General features: G+C 74.4%; 21 protein-coding genes and 1 tRNA gene. 10 read left to right on the top strand and 12 right to left on the bottom strand.

The features are described 5' to 3' along the window. Window positions 1-5 precede the first annotated feature (5 nt). On the top strand, window positions 6-2,111 hold the full coding sequence (locus tag IE326_RS39990) for an MDR family MFS transporter (RefSeq protein ID WP_190045125.1): 2,106 nt from the start codon (window positions 6-8) through the stop codon (window positions 2,109-2,111). A gap of 90 nt (window positions 2,112-2,201) precedes the next feature. Here IE326_RS39990 and IE326_RS39985 read toward each other — a convergent pair whose 3' ends face one another. Next, complete coding sequence (locus IE326_RS39985; protein WP_150235045.1) at window positions 2,202-2,648, bottom strand: YchJ family protein; 447 nt, start codon at window positions 2,646-2,648, stop codon at window positions 2,202-2,204. A gap of 102 nt (window positions 2,649-2,750) precedes the next feature. Here IE326_RS39985 and IE326_RS39980 point away from each other — a divergent pair, with 102 nt between their 5' ends. Beyond that, the gene (locus IE326_RS39980) at window positions 2,751-4,094 is read left to right on the top strand and encodes a 6-phospho-beta-glucosidase (RefSeq protein ID WP_190045124.1); all 1,344 of its coding nucleotides are present in this window, start codon (window positions 2,751-2,753) and stop codon (window positions 4,092-4,094) included. Window positions 4,095-4,146: 52 nt separating this feature from the next. Here the strand turns inward: IE326_RS39980 and IE326_RS39975 are convergent, their stop codons facing one another. From IE326_RS39975 to IE326_RS39965, 3 genes are all read right to left on the bottom strand, one after another. Continuing rightward, window positions 4,147-4,965, bottom strand: a complete 819-nt coding sequence (locus IE326_RS39975) for an SAM-dependent methyltransferase (protein ID WP_150235049.1) — start codon at window positions 4,963-4,965, stop codon at window positions 4,147-4,149. 77 nt (window positions 4,966-5,042) lie between these two features. Next, window positions 5,043-5,279 carry a DUF397 domain-containing protein gene (locus IE326_RS39970; RefSeq protein ID WP_030495614.1) on the bottom strand — a complete coding sequence of 79 codons (237 nt, stop codon included), beginning with the start codon at window positions 5,277-5,279 and terminating at the stop codon, window positions 5,043-5,045. Then, window positions 5,280-6,152, bottom strand: a complete 873-nt coding sequence (locus IE326_RS39965) for a Sco1979 family transcriptional regulator (RefSeq protein ID WP_190045123.1) — start codon at window positions 6,150-6,152, stop codon at window positions 5,280-5,282. Window positions 6,153-6,414: 262 nt separating this feature from the next. On the opposite strand from IE326_RS39965, the gene IE326_RS39960 reads away from it, so the two are divergent. Genes IE326_RS39960 through IE326_RS39950 form a run of 3 tightly spaced genes read left to right on the top strand, consistent with a single transcriptional unit; the run spans window position 6,415 to window position 8,097 of the window. Next, entirely contained in the window at window positions 6,415-6,921 is a 507-nt protein-coding gene (locus tag IE326_RS39960; RefSeq protein WP_150235053.1) for an ATP-binding protein, read from the top strand. Then, window positions 6,915-7,352, top strand: coding sequence for a hypothetical protein (locus tag IE326_RS39955; RefSeq protein ID WP_373310414.1), 438 nt, complete (start codon window positions 6,915-6,917; stop codon window positions 7,350-7,352). Before IE326_RS39960 ends, IE326_RS39955 begins: the two co-directional genes overlap by 7 nt. 34 nt (window positions 7,353-7,386) lie before the next feature. Beyond that, entirely contained in the window at window positions 7,387-8,097 is a 711-nt protein-coding gene (locus IE326_RS39950) for a class I SAM-dependent methyltransferase (RefSeq protein WP_190045121.1), read from the top strand. Here the strand turns inward: IE326_RS39950 and IE326_RS39945 are convergent. The 5 genes from IE326_RS39945 to IE326_RS39925 all read right to left on the bottom strand — a co-directional run bounded on the left by IE326_RS39945 (window position 8,094) and on the right by IE326_RS39925 (window position 12,464). After that, the gene (locus tag IE326_RS39945; protein WP_190045120.1) at window positions 8,094-9,644 is read right to left on the bottom strand and encodes a hypothetical protein; all 1,551 of its coding nucleotides are present in this window, start codon (window positions 9,642-9,644) and stop codon (window positions 8,094-8,096) included. The genes IE326_RS39950 and IE326_RS39945 overlap by 4 nt on opposite strands. 74 nt (window positions 9,645-9,718) lie before the next feature. Further along, window positions 9,719-9,806: transfer RNA gene (locus IE326_RS39940), tRNA-Leu, on the bottom strand. A 279-nt stretch (window positions 9,807-10,085) separates the two neighbouring features. Then, window positions 10,086-10,733 (bottom strand): class F sortase, encoded by a 648-nt coding sequence (locus tag IE326_RS39935; protein WP_190045119.1) that lies wholly within the window; start codon window positions 10,731-10,733, stop codon window positions 10,086-10,088. 87 nt (window positions 10,734-10,820) lie between these two features. Further along, the gene (locus IE326_RS39930; protein ID WP_150235060.1) at window positions 10,821-11,354 is read right to left on the bottom strand and encodes a hypothetical protein; all 534 of its coding nucleotides are present in this window, start codon (window positions 11,352-11,354) and stop codon (window positions 10,821-10,823) included. A 165-nt stretch (window positions 11,355-11,519) separates the two neighbouring features. Further along, window positions 11,520-12,464 (bottom strand): beta-ketoacyl-ACP synthase III, encoded by a 945-nt coding sequence (locus tag IE326_RS39925; protein ID WP_150235062.1) that lies wholly within the window; start codon window positions 12,462-12,464, stop codon window positions 11,520-11,522. A 220-nt stretch (window positions 12,465-12,684) separates the two neighbouring features. On the opposite strand from IE326_RS39925, the gene fdhD reads away from it, so the two are divergent. Continuing rightward, a complete protein-coding gene (gene fdhD, locus IE326_RS39920; RefSeq protein WP_150235064.1) occupies window positions 12,685-13,527 on the top strand; it encodes a formate dehydrogenase accessory sulfurtransferase FdhD in 843 nt (280 codons plus the stop codon). Between the two features lie 64 nt (window positions 13,528-13,591). Here fdhD and IE326_RS39915 read toward each other — a convergent pair whose 3' ends face one another. Together IE326_RS39915 and IE326_RS39910 are read right to left on the bottom strand one after the other, a co-directional pair. Beyond that, window positions 13,592-14,005, bottom strand: a complete 414-nt coding sequence (locus IE326_RS39915; RefSeq protein WP_150235066.1) for a (2Fe-2S) ferredoxin domain-containing protein — start codon at window positions 14,003-14,005, stop codon at window positions 13,592-13,594. A 25-nt stretch (window positions 14,006-14,030) separates the two neighbouring features. Next, window positions 14,031-15,059 (bottom strand): bile acid:sodium symporter family protein, encoded by a 1,029-nt coding sequence (locus IE326_RS39910; protein WP_150235068.1) that lies wholly within the window; start codon window positions 15,057-15,059, stop codon window positions 14,031-14,033. A 165-nt stretch (window positions 15,060-15,224) separates the two neighbouring features. On the opposite strand from IE326_RS39910, the gene IE326_RS39905 reads away from it, so the two are divergent. From IE326_RS39905 to IE326_RS39890, 4 genes are all read left to right on the top strand, one after another. Beyond that, complete coding sequence (locus tag IE326_RS39905; RefSeq protein ID WP_190045118.1) at window positions 15,225-16,097, top strand: LysR family transcriptional regulator; 873 nt, start codon at window positions 15,225-15,227, stop codon at window positions 16,095-16,097. Between the two features lie 467 nt (window positions 16,098-16,564). Next, window positions 16,565-18,406: an AMP-dependent synthetase/ligase gene (locus tag IE326_RS39900; RefSeq protein ID WP_229915923.1), complete on the top strand. Its 1,842-nt coding sequence runs from the start codon at window positions 16,565-16,567 to the stop codon at window positions 18,404-18,406. 186 nt (window positions 18,407-18,592) lie between these two features. Further along, on the top strand, window positions 18,593-19,387 hold the full coding sequence (locus IE326_RS39895; RefSeq protein ID WP_150236249.1) for an aldo/keto reductase: 795 nt from the start codon (window positions 18,593-18,595) through the stop codon (window positions 19,385-19,387). 19 nt (window positions 19,388-19,406) lie between these two features. Further along, window positions 19,407-19,871, top strand: coding sequence for an RICIN domain-containing protein (locus IE326_RS39890; protein ID WP_190045117.1), 465 nt, complete (start codon window positions 19,407-19,409; stop codon window positions 19,869-19,871). A 91-nt stretch (window positions 19,872-19,962) separates the two neighbouring features. Here IE326_RS39890 and IE326_RS39885 read toward each other — a convergent pair whose 3' ends face one another. Further along, the gene (locus IE326_RS39885) at window positions 19,963-20,913 is read right to left on the bottom strand and encodes a class I SAM-dependent methyltransferase (protein ID WP_190045116.1); all 951 of its coding nucleotides are present in this window, start codon (window positions 20,911-20,913) and stop codon (window positions 19,963-19,965) included. Between the last annotated feature and the right edge of the window lie 196 nt (window positions 20,914-21,109).

Below are 21,109 nucleotides of genomic sequence, written 5' to 3'. Positions count from 1 at the left end.
CGAAGGTGACCACGACCAGCGACGCAGCACCCGTCTCCCCGGCCGCGCCCGCACCGCCCGTGCTCGACGGCCGCCGCCGCAACATCGTGTTCGGCACGATCATGCTCGGCGTGCTCCTGGCCGCGCTCGACCAGACGATCGTGGGCACCGCCCTGCCCACGATCGTCGCGGACCTCGGCGGCGCCGCCCACATGTCGTGGGTCGTCACCTCCTACCTGCTCGCCGAGACCGTGGCGACGGTCCTCGTCGGCAAGTTCGGCGACCTCTTCGGCCGCAAGCTGATCTTCCAGGTCTCCGCCGTCGTCTTCATCACCGGCTCGTTCCTCTGCGGCCTCGCCACCAACATGACGCTGCTCATCGTGTGGCGCGGCCTCCAGGGCATCGGCGCCGGCGGGCTCATGGTCACCTCGATGGCGCTGATCGCCGACGTGATCCCGCTGCGCGAACGCGGCAAGTACCAGGGCGCGATCGGCGCCGTGTTCGGCGTCTCCACCGTCATCGGGCCGCTGCTCGGCGGCCTGTTCACCGACCACGCGAGCTGGCGCTGGGCGTTCTACGTCAACGTGCCGATCGCGATCCTCGTCGTCATCGCCGCCGCCCGGACGATCCCCTCGGTCCGCTCCGCGAGCCGTCCGGTCATCGACTACCTCGGCATCGCACTCGTCGCCGTTGGCTCCAGCGCCCTGATCCTGGCGACCAGTTGGGGCGGCAACGAGTACGCGTGGGGCTCCGGCGTCATCATCGGGCTCTTCGCCGGCGGCCTGCTCGCCCTCGCCCTCTTCTGCTGGGCCGAGGTGCGGGCCGCCGAACCCATGCTGCCGATGCGGCTGTTCCGCAACCCGGTCTTCACCGTCTGCTCGGTGCTCAGCTTCGTCGTCGGCTTCGCGATGCTCGGCGCGATGACCTTCCTGCCGACCTACCTCCAGTACGTGGACGGGGACTCGGCCACCATCTCCGGCATCCGCACGCTGCCGATGGTCGTCGGCCTGCTCATCGCCTCGATCTACAGCGGCAACGTGGTCAGCAAGACCGGGCACTACCGGATCTTCCCCATCGTCGGCTGCGCCGTCATGGGCCTCGGGCTCTACCTGCTGTCGCTGATGGACGAGAACACCGGCACCTGGCTGGAGTCGCTGTACATGTTCGTGCTCGGCGTCGGCATCGGCCTGTGCATGCAGGTCCTCACCATCGCCGTGCAGAACACCGTCGACTACGCCGACCTCGGCACCGCCACCTCCGGCGTCACCTTCTTCCGCACGCTGGGCAGCTCCTTCGGCACCGCCGTCTTCGGCACCATCTACGCCAACTCCCTGAAGCCCAACCTCACCACCGGGATCACCGAGGCGTCCGTCCTCGGCGGCCCCGTCGGCATCCCCCCGGAGACCGTCGCCCAGGCCGCGCAGAGCCCGGCCGGCCTCCACTCCCTGCCCGGCGGCGTCGCCGCCCCCATCGTGCGGGCCTACGCCGAGACCCTGCACACCGTCTTCCTGTGGACCGTGCCCGTCGCCGTCGTCGGCTTCGTCGTCGCCCTCTTCCTCAAGCAGGTGAAGCTGCGCGACTCGGCCCGGGAGGCCGCGCCCGACATGGGCGAGGGCTTCGCCTCCCCCACCGGCAGCGGCGACTCGGCACAGCTCCTCGAACTGGCCGTGGGACGGCTGCTGCGCCGGGTCGACACGGACACCGCCCGCCGGATCGTCGCCGGCTCCGACACCCGGCTCGACACGGCCGGCGCCTGGGCGGTCATGCAGGTGGAGCTGTACACCCGGACGGTCGGGCACGCGAGCCTCGGGCTGATCGCGGCGAGCCGGCGGCTGCCGCCCGAGGTGATCTTCCCGGTCTTCGACCGGATGGTCGACGAGGGCTTCCTCACCCGGGACGGCAACCTCCTCTCGCACACCGCCGCCGGGGCCCGCGAGGCGGAGGTCATCACCCGCGCCTGGGGCGACTGGCTCGCCGACCGCCTGGAGCAGGAGCGCGACCGCCCCAGCGGCCCCCAGCTCCGCGCGGCCGCCGACGCCATCGCGAAGAAGGCCGTGGCGGAGGACCTCGCCACGGGCCTCCCGGCGAGGCGCGCGGAGCGGACCCCGGCGGGGACCGCGCCGGGCCGCTGACGCCGGGAGGCCCGGCAGGGCCGGCCGGGGGAACCCGCACGGCCACCGGCAGGGCCAGAGGAACCGGCGCGGCCGGGGGAACCGACGGGGTCAGTCGTCGAGGAAGTCGCCGTCGACGTAGACCCAGGCGCCGTCGTGGCGGGCGAAGCGGCTGCGCTCGTGCAGCGAGCCGGGCTCGCCGCCGTGGACGTACGAGGCGCGGAAGGTGACCGTGCCCCGCTGGTGGAAGGCGCTGCCCTCGGTGGCGGCGCCGATCTCCAGTCCGGTCCAGCGCATGCCGGGGTCCAGGTCGAGGGTGTCCGGCCGGGTCCCGGGGGCCCAGGTGCGCAGCAGGTAGGCCGCGTCGCCGACGACGAAGGCGCTGTAGCGGGAGCGCATCAGCAGTTCGGCGGTGGGCGCGGCGTCCGTGCCGCCGTGGAAGCGGCCGCAGCAGGCGCCGTACGCGGCGTCGAGCCCGCAGGGGCAGGGCGAGGCGGCGGTGACGGTCGGGGCGGGCGCGGGCGGGCGGCGGCGGGGGCCGGTCTTGCGTCGGGACATGCCGCCATTCTCCCCCGGCCGGTGCCCGGGATGCGGACGGCGGCGTGGACGCCGGTCCCGCTTCGGTCCGCATCCCGGGGGCGGCCCAGTAGCGTACGGGGCATGCGACTGACGATTCTCGGAGGCGGCGGGTTCCGGGTGCCGCTGGTGTACGGCGCGCTGCTCGGCGACCACGCCGAGGGGCGGATCACCCACGTCACCCTGCACGACCTCGACCCCGGCCGGCTGGCGGCCGTCGCGCGGGTCCTCGCGGAGCAGGCCGAGGGAGTGCCGGACGCGCCCGCCGTCACGGCCATCACCGACCTCGACGAGGCGCTGCGCGGCGCGGACTTCGTCTTCTCCGCGATCCGGGTCGGCGGCCTGGAGGGCCGGGCCGCCGACGAGCGGGTGGCGCTGGCCGAGGGCGTCCTCGGGCAGGAGACGGTGGGCGCGGGCGGGATCGCGTACGGCCTGCGGACGGTGCCGGTCGCCGTCGCCCTGGCCCGCCGGATCGCCGTGCTCGCCCCGGACGCCTGGGTCATCAACTTCACCAACCCGGCGGGGATGGTGACGGAGGCGATGTCCCGGATCCTGGGCGACCGGGTGGTCGGCATCTGCGACTCCCCGGTGGGCCTGGGCCGCCGGGTCGCCCGGGTGCTCGGCGCGGACCCGGACCGGGTGTGGATCGACTACGCCGGCCTCAACCACCTGGGGTGGCTGCGCGGGCTGCGGATCGACGGGCGGGACGAGCTGCCGCGGCTCCTCGCGGACGAGGAGCTGCTCGGCTCCTTCGAGGAGGGCCGGCTCTTCGGCCCCGAGTGGCTGCGGTCGCTGGGCGCGGTGCCCAACGAGTACCTGCACTACTACTACTTCAACCGGGAGGCGGTCGCCTCCTACCGGGGCGCGGAGAGGACCCGGGGGGCGTATCTGCTGGACCAGCAGGCCGGGTTCTACGCGGAGGCGGCGAAGCCGGAGGTCCGGGCCCTGGACGCCTGGCACCGCACGCTGGCCGACCGGGAGGCCACGTACATGGCGCACAACCGGGAGGCCGCCGGGGCCGGGGACCGGGCCGAGGAGGACCTGGAGCCGGGCGGCTACGAGAAGGTGGCGCTCGCGCTGATGCGGGCCATCGCGCGCGGCGAGCGGGCCACGCTGATCCTCAACGTCCGCAACGGCACCGCGCTGCCGGGGCTCGACGCGGACGCGGTGGTCGAGGTGCCGTGCCTGGTGGACGCGGGCGGCGCCCGGCCGGTGGCGGCCGACCCGCTGCCGTACCACGCGATGGGCCTGGTGACCGCGGTGAAGGCGGTGGAGCGGGAGGTGCTGGCGGCGGCGGAGAGCGGGGCGCGGGCGGACGCGGTGAGGGCCTTCGCGCTGCACCCGCTGGTGGACTCGGTGGCGGTGGCCCGTCGGCTGCTCGACGGCTACGCGGCCGTCCACCCGGGCCTCGCGTACCTGCGGGGATGAGGAAGCGGGGGGAGGGCCCTCGGGCCCTCCCCCCGCCGACGCGCTCGTACGGTCAGGGCTTGCGGGCCACGGCGGCCCAGCCCGGGATCGGGTCGTCGCCCTGGACCTGCACCGGCTCGCCCAGCTCGGGATGCCACTCGGCGGTGAGGGACACCCCGGGCTCGACGATCTCCAGGCCGTCGAAGAAGGCGGCCAGCTCGTCGCGGGTGCGGGGCCGCAGGGTCAGCCCGCGCGCCTTGTACATGCCGACGGCCTTCGCCGCGCCCTCGGGGTCGAAGTCCCCGGTGACGTGGGAGAGGACGAGGTAGCTGCCGGGCGCCAGCTTCTCGACCAGCTTGGCGACGATGTCGTGGGCGCCGTCCTCGTCCCCCAGGAAGTGGAGCAGGGCGAGCATCGACAGCGCGATGGGCCGGTCGAAGTCAAGGACCTTTCCAGCCCTTTCGAGGATGATCTCCGGGTCGCGGGCGTCCGCCTGGATGTACTCGGTGGCCCCCTCGGGGGTCGAGCGCAGCAGGGCGGCCGCGTGCGCGAGCACGATCGGGTCGTTGTCGCAGTAGACGATCCGGGACTCCGGCGCGGCCGTCTGCGCGATCTGGTGCAGGTTGGGCTCGGTCGGGATGCCGGTGCCGACGTCCAGGTACTGGCGCACGCCGTGGGCGCTGAGCCAGCGGATGGCGCGGTGCATGAAGGCGCGGTTGACCCGGGCCATGTCACGGCCCCGGGCGTCGACGGTGAGGAGCTGGCGGGCCATCTCCTCGTCGACGGGGTAGTTGTCCTTGCCGCCCAGGAACCAGTCGTACATGCGCGCGGGATGCGGCTTGCTGGTGTCGATCCGCGTCTCGCTGCGGACGGATGCGGGGTCCTGGGTCATCGTCGGCTCTCCTGGTCGGGACGAACGGGTGGCGCTGCTACAAGAGTTACGTGACGTGAGGGGCGTGGCGGAAGGGGTCAGGTGAGCAGGAAATCAGCCTGACCGGATTTCGCTCCCGCGATGAAGGCGGCGATCTCCCCGTGGGTGTAGATGAGGGCGGGTCCTTCAGGGTCTGCGGACTGTCGCACGGCGACCCTGCCGTCGGCCAGCTTCATGGCCTCCACGCAGTTGCCCCCGTTCCCGCCGCTCCAGGGCTTGTGCCATCCCTCGGCACCGAGCTCCGCGGCGGGCATGCCGTTGTATATGCGATCCATTCACAGCTCCTTGCGGAGGTCCCGGAGGATCTCCTTCGTGCGTTGTGCAGTCGCGGCCTGCGCCGCCATACGGTCCATGACCTCCAGGTGGGACGCCACCTCCGGTCGCGCGTCGAGGTAGACGGCGCCGGTCAGGTACTCGCTGTAGACCATGTCCGGGAGTTCGGGCATGGCGAAGCGGAAGAGGACGAAAGGACCGTACGTGCCGGGGTGGTGGCCGGACGCGAACTCCGCGATCTGCAGGGTGACGTTCGGCAGCTCGGACGCTTCGAGCAGCCGGTCGAGCTGGTCGCGCATCACCTCGGGCCCGTCGCCGACCGGCCGGCGGAACACCGTCTCGTCCATGATGACCCAGAACTTCGGGGCGTCCTCCCTGGTCAACAGGGACTGGCGCTCCATCCGCAGGGCCACGTGCCGAGCGATGTCCTCTTCCCTGGCGTCGCCGCCACCGCCGACCGCACCGCTGCGCAGGATGGCGCGGGCGTATTCCTCGGTCTGGAAGAGACCGGGGACGAACTGGGGTTCGTAGGAGCGGATGAGGCTCGCGGCCCCCTCCAGGCTGACGTACATGGAGAACCAGCCGGGCAGCACGTCGTGGAACCGCTGCCACCAGCCGGGCAGGTTGGCCTCCTCGGCGAGGGCGACGAACGCCTCCGCCTCGGCGTCCGTGATCCCGTACGCCTGGAGCAGCAGCTGCACGTAGGGGATCTTCAGCGCGACCTCGGCGGTCTCCATGCGGCAGATCGTGGCCGGGGCGACGTGGAGGACCTTGGCGGCCTCCTCGCGCTTCAGGCCGGCGCGCTCGCGCAGGTCCTGAAGACGACGGCCGAGGACGACCTGTCCCACCGTGGGGGCGGACCGCGGCTCGCTCACTTCAGACCTCCCCGACGCGCTGTTTCGATGAGTGTGCCACGAAGGTCGGCCAGAGAGAACACGGCACTCTGCAATTTTCAGAGTGCCACTTGCCAAGTGTCCGAGTCAGGAGGACAGTGTTCCGGTGAACCAGTACACACTGCCGCCGGTGCGCCCCCGGGCCCCGGCGACAGCGACGTACGGCAGCCCTGCCCACTGTTGTGAGGAACCGGTCGTGGCCTCTGGTAACGCGCAGCCCTCAGGTCTCATGAGCTCCCGAGTCATGGCCCAGCGCCCACAGCCCCGGCACGATCCGCTGCCCCACGAGCCGCACCACCACGCCCCGCTCCACCCCGAGGCGCTCCCCCGCGAGCCCCGCCGGTACGAGCCCCGCCACCGCTTCGCCTTCGAGCTGCCCGCCCGCACCCAGTCCGTGGGCCGCGCCCGCCGCCTCGTGGAGGAACGGCTGATCCTCTGGGGCTGCGCGGCCGGGACGCGCGACACGGCCGCCCTGGTCATATCCGAGCTCGCCACCAACGCGGTGCTGCACACCGCCAGCAGCCGGATCGTCTGCGAACTCCGCGAGAACGCCACCACCCTCCGCATCTCCGTACGGGACGAGGGCGGCCCCGCGGGCCCCCGGATACGCGACTGCGGCGCGGAGGAGCGAGGCCGCGGCCTCCTCATCGTCGACGCGCTGTGCGCGGCCTGGGGCGCCGAGCGCACCGGCCACGGCACGGCCCAGATCGTGTGGGCGGAGCTCTCCCGCGGACTGGGGGACCCATGCTGAGGTCCATGGCGACCCTGCTCGTCCCCCGCGCCCGCCGTTCCCCCGAGAACGGCCCCCGCCCGGCCGCCGTGACCGCCACCCGCCTCGCGGTCCCCACCGGCCTGCACACCGGACTCGGCTGCGACGCCGTCGGCGTCCCCGCCCGCTTCGGCTTCAAGATCCTCTCCCGGCTCCCCGCCAAGGGCTGCGTGTACGCCGACACCGACTGGTGGTGGTGGCTCGTCCCCGGCGGCTCCGACCTGGACCTGACCTGGCCGCTGCCCGCCTGCTACGCCCCCGGCGCCGAGATCCCCGACCGCGGGCCGCGCCTGATCCACCACCCCGACGGCACCTCTCCCTACACCCCGCCGATCCCCCTCTACCTGCTGGCCTGCCAGCTCACCGGCACGGCTCCCGCCTGGCCCGCCCCGCCGGTGCGCAGCGCGCTCTGACCCGGGCGGCCCGCACCTGCGTAGAGTCGGCCCCATGTTCACCCCGCAGGGCCCGACCCTCCGCGAACTGACCAGGCAGGCGCTCTCCTCCGTCGAGCAGGGCTACGACCTCCTGGCGCCCAAGTTCGACGCGACGCCGTTCCGCACCCCGGACCGGGTCCTCACGGCGGTGACCCGCGCCCTGGGGGACCTGGGCCCCTTCGAATCCGGCCTGGACGTCTGCTGCGGCACCGGCGCCGGCCTCCCCGTCCTCCGCTCGGTCTGCGCGGGCCGCGTCACCGGCGTCGACCTCAGTACGAACATGCTGGCCGAGGCCCGCCGCCGGCACCCCGACGCGACCCTGGTCCGCGCCGACGCCCTCGCCCTCCCCTTCGTCTCCGCCTTCGACCTGGCCGTCAGCTTCGGCGCCTTCGGCCACTTCCTCCCCGCCGCCCAGCGCACCCTCTTCGCCCGGGTCCACACCGCCCTCCGCCCCGGCGGCACCCTCGCCTTCCCCCTCCCCGCCCCGCCCCCCGTCGGCTCCCTCCCCTACTGGACCCTCTGGGCCTTCGACGCGGCCATGCGCCTCCGCAACGCCCTCTGGCGCCCCCCGTTCGTCATGTACTACCGCACCTTCCGCCTCCCCAACGTCCGCACCCGCCTGGAACGCACCGGCTTCACCGTCACCCACCAGCCCCTCCCCGAATTCGGCACCCGCCCCGACGGCAGCCCGAACTGCCGGCTGGTGGTGGCGCGGAAGTCCTAGCCCTTCGGCCCGGCGGACCCGCACGTGACGCGCGCGGAGTCCGCCGGGGCGAGGCGCAGCCGCTCCAGGGGCACCTTCAGGGCCGCCTTCTCCCCGGCGTCCCACAGCACCACCACTCCCCCGGAGTCGCCGAGCCTCAGGTAGGGGCGCTTCGGCTCCAGGACGCCCCCGTCCACCGGGACCTCCGCGAGCTTCCCGACCGGGGCCAGGCACACCCACTCGGGCTCGATCCCGTAGTACCCCTTCGGGGTGCGGCCCGCGGCGGCGGTGGCGGCGGCCTTCTCGCCGGCGATCTCCGCGCCGAGCAGGCCGAGACCGAGGAACCCCATGCCGACCAGCAGGACGCTCAGCAGGAACACCACGAAGTTGCCGAACATGCGGTCCTTGACGTGCCAGTGGAAGTGCTTCATGTACCCGAGCACGCTCGGGGCCAGGAACCACAGGCCGAGGCACGCGGTCAGCTTCAGCATCGCCATGAACTGGAAGGCCCGCGGCACCTCCACGTCCTCCAGGTCGACGTCGAAGGCGTCCAGGTACAGGACGTGCAGGGCGGTGCCCACACCGGGCAGCAGACCGAAGGCGAGGGGGATCAGCGCCGGGAGCAGCCAGGGGGCCACTCGCTGCCAGCTCCACTGGCGCACCAGGAGGCGAATGCCGTTCGCGACGACCGCCCCCGCCAGCAGGGCCACGAGAACCGGGGCGGCGAACCCCTGGTCCGGGACCTGCCGGCCCACGTAACCGCCTCCTCCGGCTCCGAGGAGGACGAGGAAGGCCGCGAAGGCCGCCGTGCCGAAGGGGGAGCCGTCCTGCGGGATCCGCCACCCGGCGACCGCCGCGCACCCGGCGACGCCCGCCAGCACCGCGGTGCTCGTCCATGACCACCGGTCCTGGGAGACGAGGACGTCCGCCAGGTGTGCGCCCAGCAGGAAACCCAGCAGCACGAACACGAGGAGGCGGCTCATCATCCGCAGGGAGTCCCGGCGGCTCCCGATCCTTCGCGAGGGCGTCGGCGCGGCGCCCATCGCACGCCGCGCCACCGCCGCCGGGCGGGCCGGAGTGCCGGGCAGCGGTCGGGTGGCCAGCCACCCCGCGGCCTGGGGCGTCGTCGCCATGATCAGACGCCCCGTGTCCCGGGTGCCGAGGTTCTCGGCGCTCCAGCGCAGGAACCTGCCCCGCAGCCGGGCCGTCGCGCTCGCGCCGGCGGGGACCTCGGGCGGCTCGTGGACGAACCACCTCGGGAGGTCCTTCGGGTCCCGGCCGACGCACTCCACCGCCTGCACCTGCAGATCGAGCCGGAGCTCGTCGGCGACGAGTTCGATCCGCTCCCGGGCGCCGAAGGCCGCGTTGAACCGGCTCCCCGGAAACCGCGCCTCGATCACGTAACGGACGCGGCGCTCGACCAGCGGGTCCGTGTCCCGGCCCTGCCGGTCCAGCACCGGCCAGCCCCTGGCCGCCAGGGCCTCCTCGAACAGCTCGTGCTCGCTCCGCAGTCCGCGGAGTTCGACGAGTGCCGTGGCCCGCTGGTCGAACCTGAACGCGCGCGACATCCGCCGCCCCTCCCCCGAAGGTACAGATGAATGACGAAAAGGCCGGTCGATACGAGATCGACCGGCCTGCTCCGTGGTGTCCGAGGGGGGACTTGAACCCCCACGCCCGATAAAGGGCACTAGCACCTCAAGCTAGCGCGTCTGCCATTCCGCCACCCGGACAAGGTGTCTGTCGTCTCGCGGGTTCTCCCCGCGGCGACATGGATAACTCTACCAGGGGTTCGCGGGGGCTTTCACCAGCGTTTTCCGTGGTCAGTCGTGGTGGGTGGAGGGGGCGGTCCCGTGCGCCGGCGGACCCCGGGTCCCGGCCGGACGCACGGGGACCGCCCATCCCCGGGGATGCCGCCGTGGCGGCCGGGAGCCCGGCGCCCCCCGACGCCTGCTCCGGGGGACACGATGACCCTGGGGGGCTGGTCCAGGCCAGTCGGTGTCCGGAATACGTCAGGTCAGGGAGTGTGAGCGGACGGTGGTGAGGCGGGCGGAGACGACGACGTTGCCGGTGTAGCCGGTGGCGGGGGCGTAGGAGCCGCCGCAGGTGATCACGCGGAGTTCGGGGGCGGCGGTGGAGGCGTAGACGCGGTCGGCGGGGAAGTCGGCCTTGGGGACGAGTTCGACGGAGTGGACCGTGAAGACGGCCGTGCGGCCGTCGGCCCGGCGGATCTCCACCGTGCGGCCCCGGGTGAGGGCGCCGAGGGCGTGGAAGACGGCGGGGCCCGCGGGGGTGTCGACGTGGCCGACGACGACGGCGGTGCCGGGTTCGCCGGGGGTGACCGCGCCTCCGTACCAGCCGGCCCGGTCGGGGTGGTCCGGGGACGGGGCCTCCAGCCAGCCGTCCGGGTCGAGGCCGACGCGGGTGAGGGGGGCGTCGACGCCGAGCGCGGGAATGGTGACGGCGAGGGGCGCGGAGGCGGGCAGGCCGGGGCGGGCCGGGGGCGGGGGCTGGGCCGGGGCGGCGGCCTCGGCGGCGAGGGGGCGGGGCGGGCCCGCGGCGGTGAGCTGCTGCGTACCGCCGCGAACGAGGTGGACGCCGGCGAGGAGGAGGACCGCGACGACGCCCCAGGCGCCGCGCCGGCCGTACGCGCTGTCCACCGGCTCGGGCCTCCTCGTCTCGGGTGCGGGGCGGTGCTGGTCGCCCCTCCGCCCCGGACCTCGTCACTCCGGGGCGGAGGGGCCGTCTCAGGGGCGCCCGCCGGCGCGGCGGCGGGTGAGGACGACGGCCGTGCCGAGCGCCCCGGCGATGAGGGCGGCTCCGGCGGCCAGTTCGGCGGCGCCGAGCGCGTCGGAGCCCGTGGAGCCGCCGAATCCGGCCTTGACGCCCTTGTGGGGGGTGAGCGGGGCGGGCGGGGTGGTGTGCGCCGGGGCCACCGTGAGGGTGGTGGTGCCGCGCTCGCCCTTGCAGTCGAAGGCGATCTCGTACTCGGCGCCGATCCGGGCGTCGGCGTCGACGGTCGCGCTGCCGGGCCGGCCCTCGGTGAGGGTCACGGTGTCGAAGACGCCCGAGGTGACGGTCACGGACGGCACCTCGCAGCCGTCGCTGGTCAGGGTGACGGTGCCGCCGGGGGCGACGGTGCGGGGGGTGACGGAGAAGCCGAAGGACGTGACGTTCCGGCCGGTGCCGTCCTCGGCGGGGGCCGCAAGGGCCGCGGGGGCGGACAGGGCCACCGCCGCCGTGGCGAGCAGGGCGGCGGAAGCGGTGCGTATCGCGCGCATGCGGTCCTCCGGGTCGCGGCGGGGCGCGGGCGCGGAGCCGCTCCGCGTCCGGGGCCGGCGCGGGCGGCGCCGGTACCCCCACCGCGATCGAAGCTAGGTCCGCGCGGGGGGCGCCGCCACCGGGCTCCGCCCGCGCTCCGCCGTACGGGGCACGCGGTGGTGCGCTCAGGGGACGCGGACGACCTGCCCGGCGTAGGAGAGGTTGCCGCCGAAGCCGAAGAGGAGGACGGGGGCGCCGGAGGGCAGCTCGCCGCGCTCGACGAGCTTGGCGAGGGCGAGCGGCACGGAGGCGGCGGAGGTGTTGCCGGAGTCGACGACGTCCCGGGCGACGATCGCGTTGACCGCGCCGATCTTCGCGGCGAGCGGTTCGATGATGCGCAGGTTGGCCTGGTGGAGGACGACGCCGGCCAGGTCCTCGGGGGCGATGCCGGAGCGGGCGCAGGTCTCGCGGGCGAGGGCGGGCAGCTTGGTGGTGGCCCAGCGGTAGACGCTCTGGCCCTCCTGGGCGAAGCGGGGCGGGGTGCCCTCGATGCGGACGGCGTTGCCCATCTCGGGGACCGAGCCCCACAGGACGGGGCCGATGGCGCCGGTGTCGGTCTCGGTGGCCTCGACGACCGCGGCGCCGGCGCCGTCGCCGGTGAGGACGCAGGTGGTGCGGTCGGTCCAGTCGGTGATCTCGGTCATCTTGTCGGCGCCGATGACGAGGGCGCGGCGGGCCGCGCCGGCCCGGACGGCGTGGTCGGCGGTGGCGAGCGCGTGGGTGAAGCCGGCGCAGACCACGTTGAGGTCGAGGGTGGCGGGCGAGCCCATGCCGAGGCGGGCGGCGACGCGGGCGGCGGTGTTGGGCGAGCGGTCGATCGCGGTGGAGGTCGCCACGATGACGTAGTCGACGTCGGCGGGGGTGAGCCCGCCGGCGGCGAGCGCCTTGCCTGCGGCGTGCGCGGCGAGCTCGTCGACGGGCTCGTCGGGCCCGGCGACGTGCCGGGTGCGGATGCCGACCCGGCTGAGGATCCACTCGTCGCTCGTGTCGACCAGCTCGGCCAGTTCGTGATTGGTCAGTACCTTGGCGGGCTGGTAGTGCCCGAGCGCGGCGATACGAGTGCCGGTCATCCCGGGACCCCCTCGATTGGTTCCGTCGGCGGCAGGAATCACCCAGTCTTGCCAGCGACTCACGGGTAACCGGTGACGTAAACCACCAAGAATCACCCGACTCGCTTGGCCGACCGCGACAAGGACCCCGGTGGGACACCGCGAGCGGTGGGGTTCCGCCGCGTGACGGAGAATGGTGCGGTCAGGGACGGGATCGGCGAGGGAATCGAAGGCGGCGGCGATGGGACGGGTCACCGAACGACGGCGAGTCACGCGGATCCGCGGCGGCGCGGTGACCGCGCGGCCGGACACGCTGGTGGCGGAGGAGCCGCTGGAGATCCGGCTGAACGGGCGGCCGATCGCCATCACCATGCGGACGCCGGGCGACGACTTCGCGCTGGCCGCGGGCTTCCTGGTGAGCGAGGGGGTGCTGGCCTCGGCGGCCGACGTGCGGTCCATCGTGTACTGCGCGGGGGCCAGGGAGGACGGCACCAACACGTACAACGTGGTGGACGTGAAGCTCGCGCCCGGCGTGGCCGTCCCCGACATCACGCTGGAGCGGAACGTCTACACGACCTCCTCGTGCGGGCTGTGCGGCAAGGCGAGCCTGGACGCGGTGCGGACGACCGCCCGCTTCCCGATCGCCGACACGCCTCCCGTACGGGTCTCCCCCGCGCTGCTCTCGGAGCTGCCGGAGCGGCTGCGGGCCGCGCAGAAGGTCTTCGACACGACGGGCGGGCTGCACGCGGCGGCGCTCTTCTCCGAGGCCGGCGACCTGCTGGACGTGCGGGAGGACGTGGGCCGGCACAACGCGGTGGACAAGCTGGTCGGACGGGCGCTGCGGGAGGACCTGCTGCCGCTGGACCGGGCGGTGCTGCTGGTGTCGGGCCGGGCCTCGTTCGAGCTGGCCCAGAAGGCCGTGATGGCGGGGATCCCGGTGCTCGCCGCGGTCTCCGCGCCGTCCTCGCTGGCGGTCGACCTGGCGGCGGAGACCGGACTGACGCTGGTCGGCTTCCTGCGGGGACCGGACATGAACGTGTACGCGGGCGAGCACCGGATCGCGCTCCAGGGGGCCGGGGTCTAGTCCCCGGCCGCCCCGGTTCTCCGGCGGGGTCCGGTTCCCGGCGGCCCCGGTCCTCCGGCGGGGGCTAGTTCTTCGGCGGGTCGATCAGCTGGAGGGCGAGGGCGTCCGGGAGCGGGGCGAGGCCGGGGCCGCCGGCCTCGGTCCAGGCCAGGATGTCGTCGAGGCAGTCGTCGTCGAGGGTGTAGCCGATCCAGGCGGCCCGGCCGCCGCGCCGGCGGCCTTCGGTGGAGGGCTGGACCACGACGACGTTCGCCCGCTCGCACACGCCGAGGCAGTCGCTGGTGCGGACGGAGAGCCGGCCGCCGGAGGCCGCCGCGGCGGCGCGGAGCCGGTCGAGCTGGCCGGCGTGGTCGGTGCCGGGGGTCTTGCGGGGATCGCCGCAGCAGCAGCCCCGGCAGACGACGAGGGAGCAGGGGCGGGCCCCGTACCGTATCGGGACGCGGGGCGCGCGGGTGCGGCCGGGATCGGATGAGGGCATGGGAGCACCGTAGCGGGCCGGACGATCACCCCGGGAGGGCGGCCGGGGCCCCGGCGGGGGCGGCCGGGCCGGCGGCGGGCTCCTCCGGGTCGCGGGCCCGGCGCCTGGCGAGGACCGCGCAGACCATGAGCTGCATCTGGTGGAAGAGCATCAGGGGCAGGACGGCGAGGGAGGCGTGGGCGCCGAAGAGGACGCTGGCCATGGGCAGGCCCGCGGCGAGGCTCTTCTTGGACCCGGCGAACTGGATCGCGATCCGGTCGGCCCGGCCGAAGCCCAGGCGGCCCGCCCCGTACCAGGTGAGCGCCAGCATCAGCGCGAGCAGGACGGCCTCGGCGGCGAGCAGCAGGGCGAGCCGGCCGGGGGTCACCAGGTGCCAGATCCCGGCGACCATGCCCTGGCTGAAGGCCGTGTAGACGACGAGGAGGATCGAGCCCCGGTCGACGTACCCGAGGACCTTCTTGCGGCGGACCAGGAAGCCGCCGACCCAGGGCCGCAGCAGCTGCCCGGCGAGGAAGGGCACGAGGAGCTGGAGGACGATCCTGAGGAGCGCGTCGGCGGAGAGGCCCCCGGTGCGGCCGCCGAGCAGCGCGGCGGCGAGCAGCGGGGTCAGCACGATGCCGGCGAGCGAGGAGAAGGAGCCGGCGCAGATCGCGGCGGGGACGTTGCCGCGGGCGATCGAGGTGAAGGCGATCGAGGACTGGATGGTGGACGGCACCAGGCAGAGGAAGAGGAAGCCGCCGTACAGCTGCGGGGTGAGGATCCCGGGGACGAGGCCGCGGGCGGCGAGGCCGAGCAGCGGGAAGACGAGGAAGGTGCAGCCGAGGACCGTGAGGTGGAGCCGCCAGTGCCGCAGGCCGTCGAGCGCCTCGCGGGTGGAGAGCCGCGCGCCGTAGAGGAAGAAGAGCAGGGCGACGGCGCCCGTGGCGGTGGCCTCGGCGATCCGGGCGGCGGTGCCGGAGGCGGGCAGCAGGGCGGCGAGGCCGACGGTGCCCAGCAGGGCGAGGACGTAGCCGTCGACCGGCAGCCGGGACGGCAGGAGGGGGCGTCGGTTCATGGCTCCACGGGGGCTGGTCAGGGGGGGTCGGTACGGGGCTGGTGCGGGTCTCGGTGGCCGCCCCCGCCCCGGGCGGCGCGCCCCTCCATCCTGGTCCACCGGCCGGTCATCGGGAATCCCGTACAGTCCACTGACTGTCATCACGTACCGCGATAACGTGGCGGGGTGTACGAGCCCTCGCAGCTGCGCACCTTCCTCGCCGTCGCCCAGACGCTGAGCTTCACCCGGGCCGCCCGCCGGCTCGGGGTCCGCCAGTCGACCGTCAGCCAGCACGTGCGGCGGCTGGAGGAGGCGACCGGGCGACCGCTCTTCACCCGGGACACGCACAGCGTGGAGCTGACCGAGGACGGGGAGGCGATGCTCGGCTTCGCCCGCTCGATCCTCCAGGCGCACGAGCGGGCGGCGGCCTTCTTCGCCGGGACGCGGTTGCGCGGCCGGCTGCGGTTCGGGGCCTCGGAGGACTTCGTGGCGACGCGGCTGCCGGAGATCCTGGAGTCCTTCCGGCGGGCCCACCCGGAGGTGGACCTGGAGCTGACGGTCGAGCTGTCGGGGACGCTCCAGGCGCGGCTCGCGGCGGGCCGGCTCGATCTGATCCTGGCGAAGCGGGGGGTCGGCGCGGGCGACGACGGCGGGACGCTGGTGTGGAGCGACGTCCTGGTGTGGATCGGAGCGCCGGGGCTGCGCGTCGATCCGGACCGGCCGGTGCCGCTGATCGTCTATCCGCCGCCGGGCATCACCCGCGCGCGGGCGCTGGCCGCGCTGGAGGCGGAGGGCCGGGCCTGGCGGATCGCGTGCACGAGCTCCAGCCTGAGCGCCAACGTGGCGGCGGCCCGCGCGGGCCTCGGCGTGATGGCCCACACCCGCGGCCTGATGCCGCCCGGCCTCGTCCCCGTACCCGCCAGGTCGGGGCTGCCGGAGCTGGGCGGGGTGGAGTTCGTGCTGCGCCACGGGCGGCGCGGCGGGGCAGCGCAGGAGGCGGCGGACGCGCTGGCGGAGGCGATCCTGGAGGGCGGCGACGGGCTGCGCCGGGCGGACTGAGGGGCCCGCCGGGCACCCCGGCCCGAACCCGCCGGTCACCTCGCCCGGGACCCACCGGTCGCCTCGCCCCGGCCCCGCCGGACCCTCTGACCCGAACCCCCTGGCCCCTGTGGCCCGAACCCACCGGTCGTCTCGCCCCGCCCCCCCGGACGCCCTGACCGGGGGCCCACGGGACCCCGGCCGCGCTCCTCGGGCACCACCCGGTGGATACCGGCCGGTCACGGGGGCGTGGCTGGGCGGTACAGATTCCGTGGAGACTTCGGGGGCGGCGGGCGTACCGCTCGGTAGACACGGGGGCGCTTCCCGCCGTCACTTCCTCCCCCACCTGCCCTGACCAGTACGAACGGGGAATGTCGCGGCTTGGTGAAGGTCCTGCCGCCGCCGCTCCGGGTGGGGTACGGTCACGGCGCCGCAGCCGTCACAGCGGCCCCTTTCAGCCACCGAGCCGTCGAGGGAGGAGCAGGTCCGTGCGCGAGTTCACCGTGCCGCCCGTCGAGGCGGCCCCGCTCGACGGCGGGCTGGCCGACGCCGTCTTCGCCCGCGCCGCCGAGACGCCCGACGCGGTCGCCTTCGGGCGGCGGGCGGCGGACGGCTCCTGGGAGGACGTGACCTGCGCCCGGTTCCGGGACGAGGTGGTGGCGCTGGCGAAGGGGCTGGTCGCGCACGGGGTCCGGTTCGGCGACCGGGTCGCCGTCATGTCCCGCACCCGCTACGAGTGGACGCTCTTCGACTTCGCGCTGTGGACGCTCGGCGCCCAGCCCGTGCCGGTCTACCCGACCTCCTCCGCCGACCAGGTGCTGTGGATGCTGCACGACGCCGAGGTCACCGCCTGCGTGGTGGAGCACGAGGACCACGCCATGACGATCGGCTCGGTGGTGGACCGGCTGCCCCGGCTGACCCGGCTGTGGCAGCTCGACCCGGGCGAGGACGCCGGGCCGGGCGCGGTCGCCGAGCTGACCGCCGCCGGGGCGGGCATCGACGAGGAGGTCGTGCACCGGCACCGGCGGGCGGTGACGCCCGAGACGGTGGCGACGGTCATCTACACCTCGGGCACCACCGGGCGGCCCAAGGGCTGCGTGATCACCCACGCCCACTTCCTGGTCGAGACGGACGCCGTGCTGGCCGGCTGGGAGCCGCTCTTCCGCTCCCGGCCCGGCGACCAGGCGTCCACCCTGCTCTTCCTGCCGCTCGCGCACGTCTTCGGGCGGATGGTGGAGGTGGCGGCGGTGCGGGGCGGGGTGAAGCTGGGGCACCAGCCGTCGATGACCGCGTCGGTGCTGCTGCCCGACCTGACCTCCTTCCGGCCGACCTTCGTCCTCGCCGTGCCGTACGTCTTCGAGAAGATCTTCCACGCGGCGCGGCGGAAGGCGGAGGCGGAGGGCCGGGCGGCCGTCTTCGACAAGGCCGTGGACGTGGCCGTGAAGTACGCCGAGGCACTGGAGCACAAGGCGTTCGGCCTCGGGCCCGGTCCGTCGGCGGCGCTGCGGATGCAGCACCAGTTCTTCGAGAAGACGGTGTACGCCAGGGTCCGCGAGGCGCTCGGCGGGCGGATCCGGTACGCGATGTCCGGCGGCTCGGCGATGGACCGCCGGACGGGGCTGTTCTTCGCGGGCGCGGGCGTCGGCGTCTTCGAGGGGTACGGCCTGACGGAGTCGACGGCCGCCGCGACCGCGAACCCGCCCGGCCGGGTGCGGTACGGCACGGTGGGCCGGCCCGTGCCGGGCACCACCGTGCACATCGCGGAGGACGGCGAGGTCTGGCTCCACGGCGGGCAGGTCTTCTCCGGCTACCTGAACGACCCGGCGGCCACGGCGGCCGTGCTCAACGACGGCTGGCTCGCCACCGGCGACCTCGGCTCGCTCGACGCCGAGGGCTATCTGACGATCACCGGGCGCAAGAAGGAGATCCTGGTGACGTCCGGCGGCAAGAGCGTGTCGCCCGGCGGCCTGGAGGAGCGGGTGCGGGCGCATCCGCTGATCGCCCAGTGCCTCGTCGTCGGCAACGACCGCCCGTACGTCGCGGCCCTGGTCACGCTGGACCAGGAGGCGGTGGACCACTGGCTCGCCATCCAGGGCCGGCCGCCGCTCTCCCCCGCCGAGCTGGTCCGCGACCCGGACCTGGAGACGGAGATCCGGCGCGGGGTGGTGGCCGCGAACACGCTGGTGTCGCAGGCCGAGTCGATCCGCACCTTCCGGATCCTCGCCCACCCCTTCAGCGAGGAGCACGGGCTGCTCACCCCCTCCCTGAAACTGAAGCGGAAGGCGATCGAGCGGGCGTACGCGGCGGAGGTCGAGGCGCTGTACGGCTGACGCGGCCGCCGGAACCCGCGGTGCGGCATCCGGAATGTCCCGGGGCGGATGATCGTTGGAAGCACGGGGGCGGCGTTCGCGCGCCCGCCCCGCGTACGACCCCGACGACGTAAGGACTCATCCCACGTGAGCACGGACAGCACCGCCAGCACGGTCCCCTCGGTCATCCTGAACAACGGCGTGGCGATGCCGCAGCTCGGCTTCGGCGTCTGGCAGGTGCCGGACGACGAGGCGGAGAAGGCCGTGGCCACCGCCCTGGAGGCCGGCTACCGCTCCATCGACACGGCGGCGATCTACGAGAACGAGCGGGGCACGGGCAAAGCCGTGGCCGCTTCCGGGATCCCCCGCGAGGAGCTCTTCGTCACCACCAAGCTGTGGAACAGCGAGCAGGGGTACGACTCCGCCCTGCGCGCCTTCGACGCCTCCCTGGAGCGGCTCGGCCTCGACCACGTCGACCTGTACCTGATCCACTGGCCGGTGCCGGCGAAGGACGCGTACGTCGACACGTACCGGGCCCTGGAGAAGATCCTCGCCGACGGGCGCGCCCGCGCGATCGGCGTCTCCAACTTCCTGCCGGAGCACCTGGAGCGGCTGACGGCCGAGACCTCGGTGGTGCCCGCGGTGAACCAGATCGAGCTGCACCCGCAGCTGGCGCAGGCGGAGTCCCGTGCGCTGCACGCCCGGCTGGGCATCGCGACCGAGGCGTGGTCCCCGCTGGGCCAGGGCCGCGGTCTGCTCGACGTCCCGGCGCTCCTCGCCGTCGCCCGCAAGCACGACCGCACCGCCGCCCAGGTGGTGCTCCGCTGGCACCTCCAGACGGGCAACGTGGTCATCCCGAAGTCGGTCACCCCGTCCCGTATCCGCGAGAACATCGCCGTCTTCGACTTCGAGCTGGACGCGGAGGACATGGCCGCGCTCGCCGCGCTCGACGAGGGCAAGCGGCTCGGCCCGAACCCGGGCGAGTTCAACGTGGGCGCCTGAGACCCCGGCGGTGGGGACGGTGACCGGGGGACCCGCCCCCGTCCCGGAGGGGACCTACCGGGTGCGGAACGTGGGGAGCGGACTGCTCCTGGAGGTGTACAAGGGCTCGCGGCGCGGTGGCGCCAAGGTGCAGCAGGGCGCGGTGAAGGACGGCGCCGGGCAGCACTGGCGGGTCTCCGCCGTGCCGAACGGCGGCGGGCTCTACCACCTGGTCAACGCGGAGAGCGAGAAGCGGCTCGACGTCGTGAACGCCTCCACGGAGCCGGGCACGCTCGTGCAGCAGTGGCGGCCGAACAACTTCGGCGCGCAGGAGTGGATCATCGAGCAGGACCTGGCCTCGCCCGGGACGGTCGCGCTGGTGAGCTTCATCAGCGGGCTGCTCCTGGAGGTGGCGGAGGGCGCGGACGAGGGCGCCGACGTGCGCCAGGGGGAGGACACCGACTCCCCCTACCAGTGGTGGCGGCTGGAGCCGGTGGGCTCCTGACCGGCCCCTCGGCCGGCCTCCCCTTCCGGCCGTCCTCCCGGGGAGACGTCCTGCGGCGTCTCCCCGGGAAGTCCGCGCGGCCGGTCGGCCCTCAGCCCTTGCGGGCGGTGTGGACGGTGTGGGCCGTCAGGTGGAAGAGGTCCGTGCGGTGGTGCAGGGACCGCTCGTCGGCCGGGTCCAGGAGCACGTCGAGGGTGGCGCGGTCCTCGGCGTCGAGCTGCTCGCCCAGGCTCTCGCGGAGCCGCCCGAAGTGGCTGACGGCGAGCTCGCGGACCGCCTGCGGGACCGGGGCGGGGACGTCCACGAGGAAGGTCCGGGTGCCGGCCGGGACGAGGCCCGCGGCGGTGAACAGGGCGCGCCAGTCGTCCGGCTCGCGCTTGGCGCCGGGCAGTTCGGCGCGCATCCGGGCGAAGCGGTCGGCGTGCTCGGCGTCGAGGCGGGCCTCCAGGCCGGGGCGGCCGATGCCGGTGTCGCGGGGCAGGTGCCGGGGGGCGAGCCCGCCCTCGACGAGGGCGACCAGGCCGCCGGGACGGAGGACCTTCGCGAAGTCGGCGAGGGCCGCGCCCTGGTCGCCGATGTGGTGGAGGGAGTTGCCCGCCCACAGGAGGTCCGCCTCGCCGAGCGCGGCGGCGTCGCCGGGGAGTTCGGCGCTCAGGGTGGTGACGCGGGCGCCGAGCCCCTGAGCCTCGGCGCGGGCGCGGGCGCGGTCGAGGAGCTCCGGGGTGCTGTCGACGGCGACGACGTCGGCGTACGGGAACGCCCGGGCCAGCAGCGCGGTGACGACGCCGGGACCGCTGCCGACGTCGAGGAGCCGGCGCACCCCGCTCGCCGGGACGAGGGTGCCGAGCCAGGCGGCCGCCTCGCCGTAGGCGGTGCCGGCGACCTCGGCCTGGCTCTCCAGAAGGGGGGCGAGCCGCCCCCAGTCGGGCGCGTGGTCGTGCCCGGGGCCGTGGCTATGGCCGTGGTCGTGCCCGGGGCCGTGGGCGCCCTGGTGGCCGTGGCCGTCGCCGTGGTGGACGTGGGGTGCGCGATGCTGGGTCATGGGACCAGGGTGCGCCGGAGCCTGCGGGAAACGCGAGAAAAGTTGCCGGTACGGCAAACGTGTCGCGGGCCGGCCGGAGGGTGGCCCGGAGTCCCGCCGTCCCTCACGGCGGGTGGGTGCCCGGCCGCGTCCGGGTGCGCGGGTCCGCCGAAACCCGCGATCGCATCGCGCAGTTGCACGAGACCCTGGCGGGACC

Origin of the sequence: Streptomyces filamentosus (assembly GCF_014654895.1) — a bacterium.
Taxonomy (GTDB): Bacteria; Actinomycetota; Actinomycetes; order Streptomycetales; family Streptomycetaceae; genus Streptomyces; species Streptomyces filamentosus.
The sequence above is the reverse complement of the archived record's forward strand: the minus strand, read 5'-3'. Positions and strand labels throughout refer to the sequence as shown.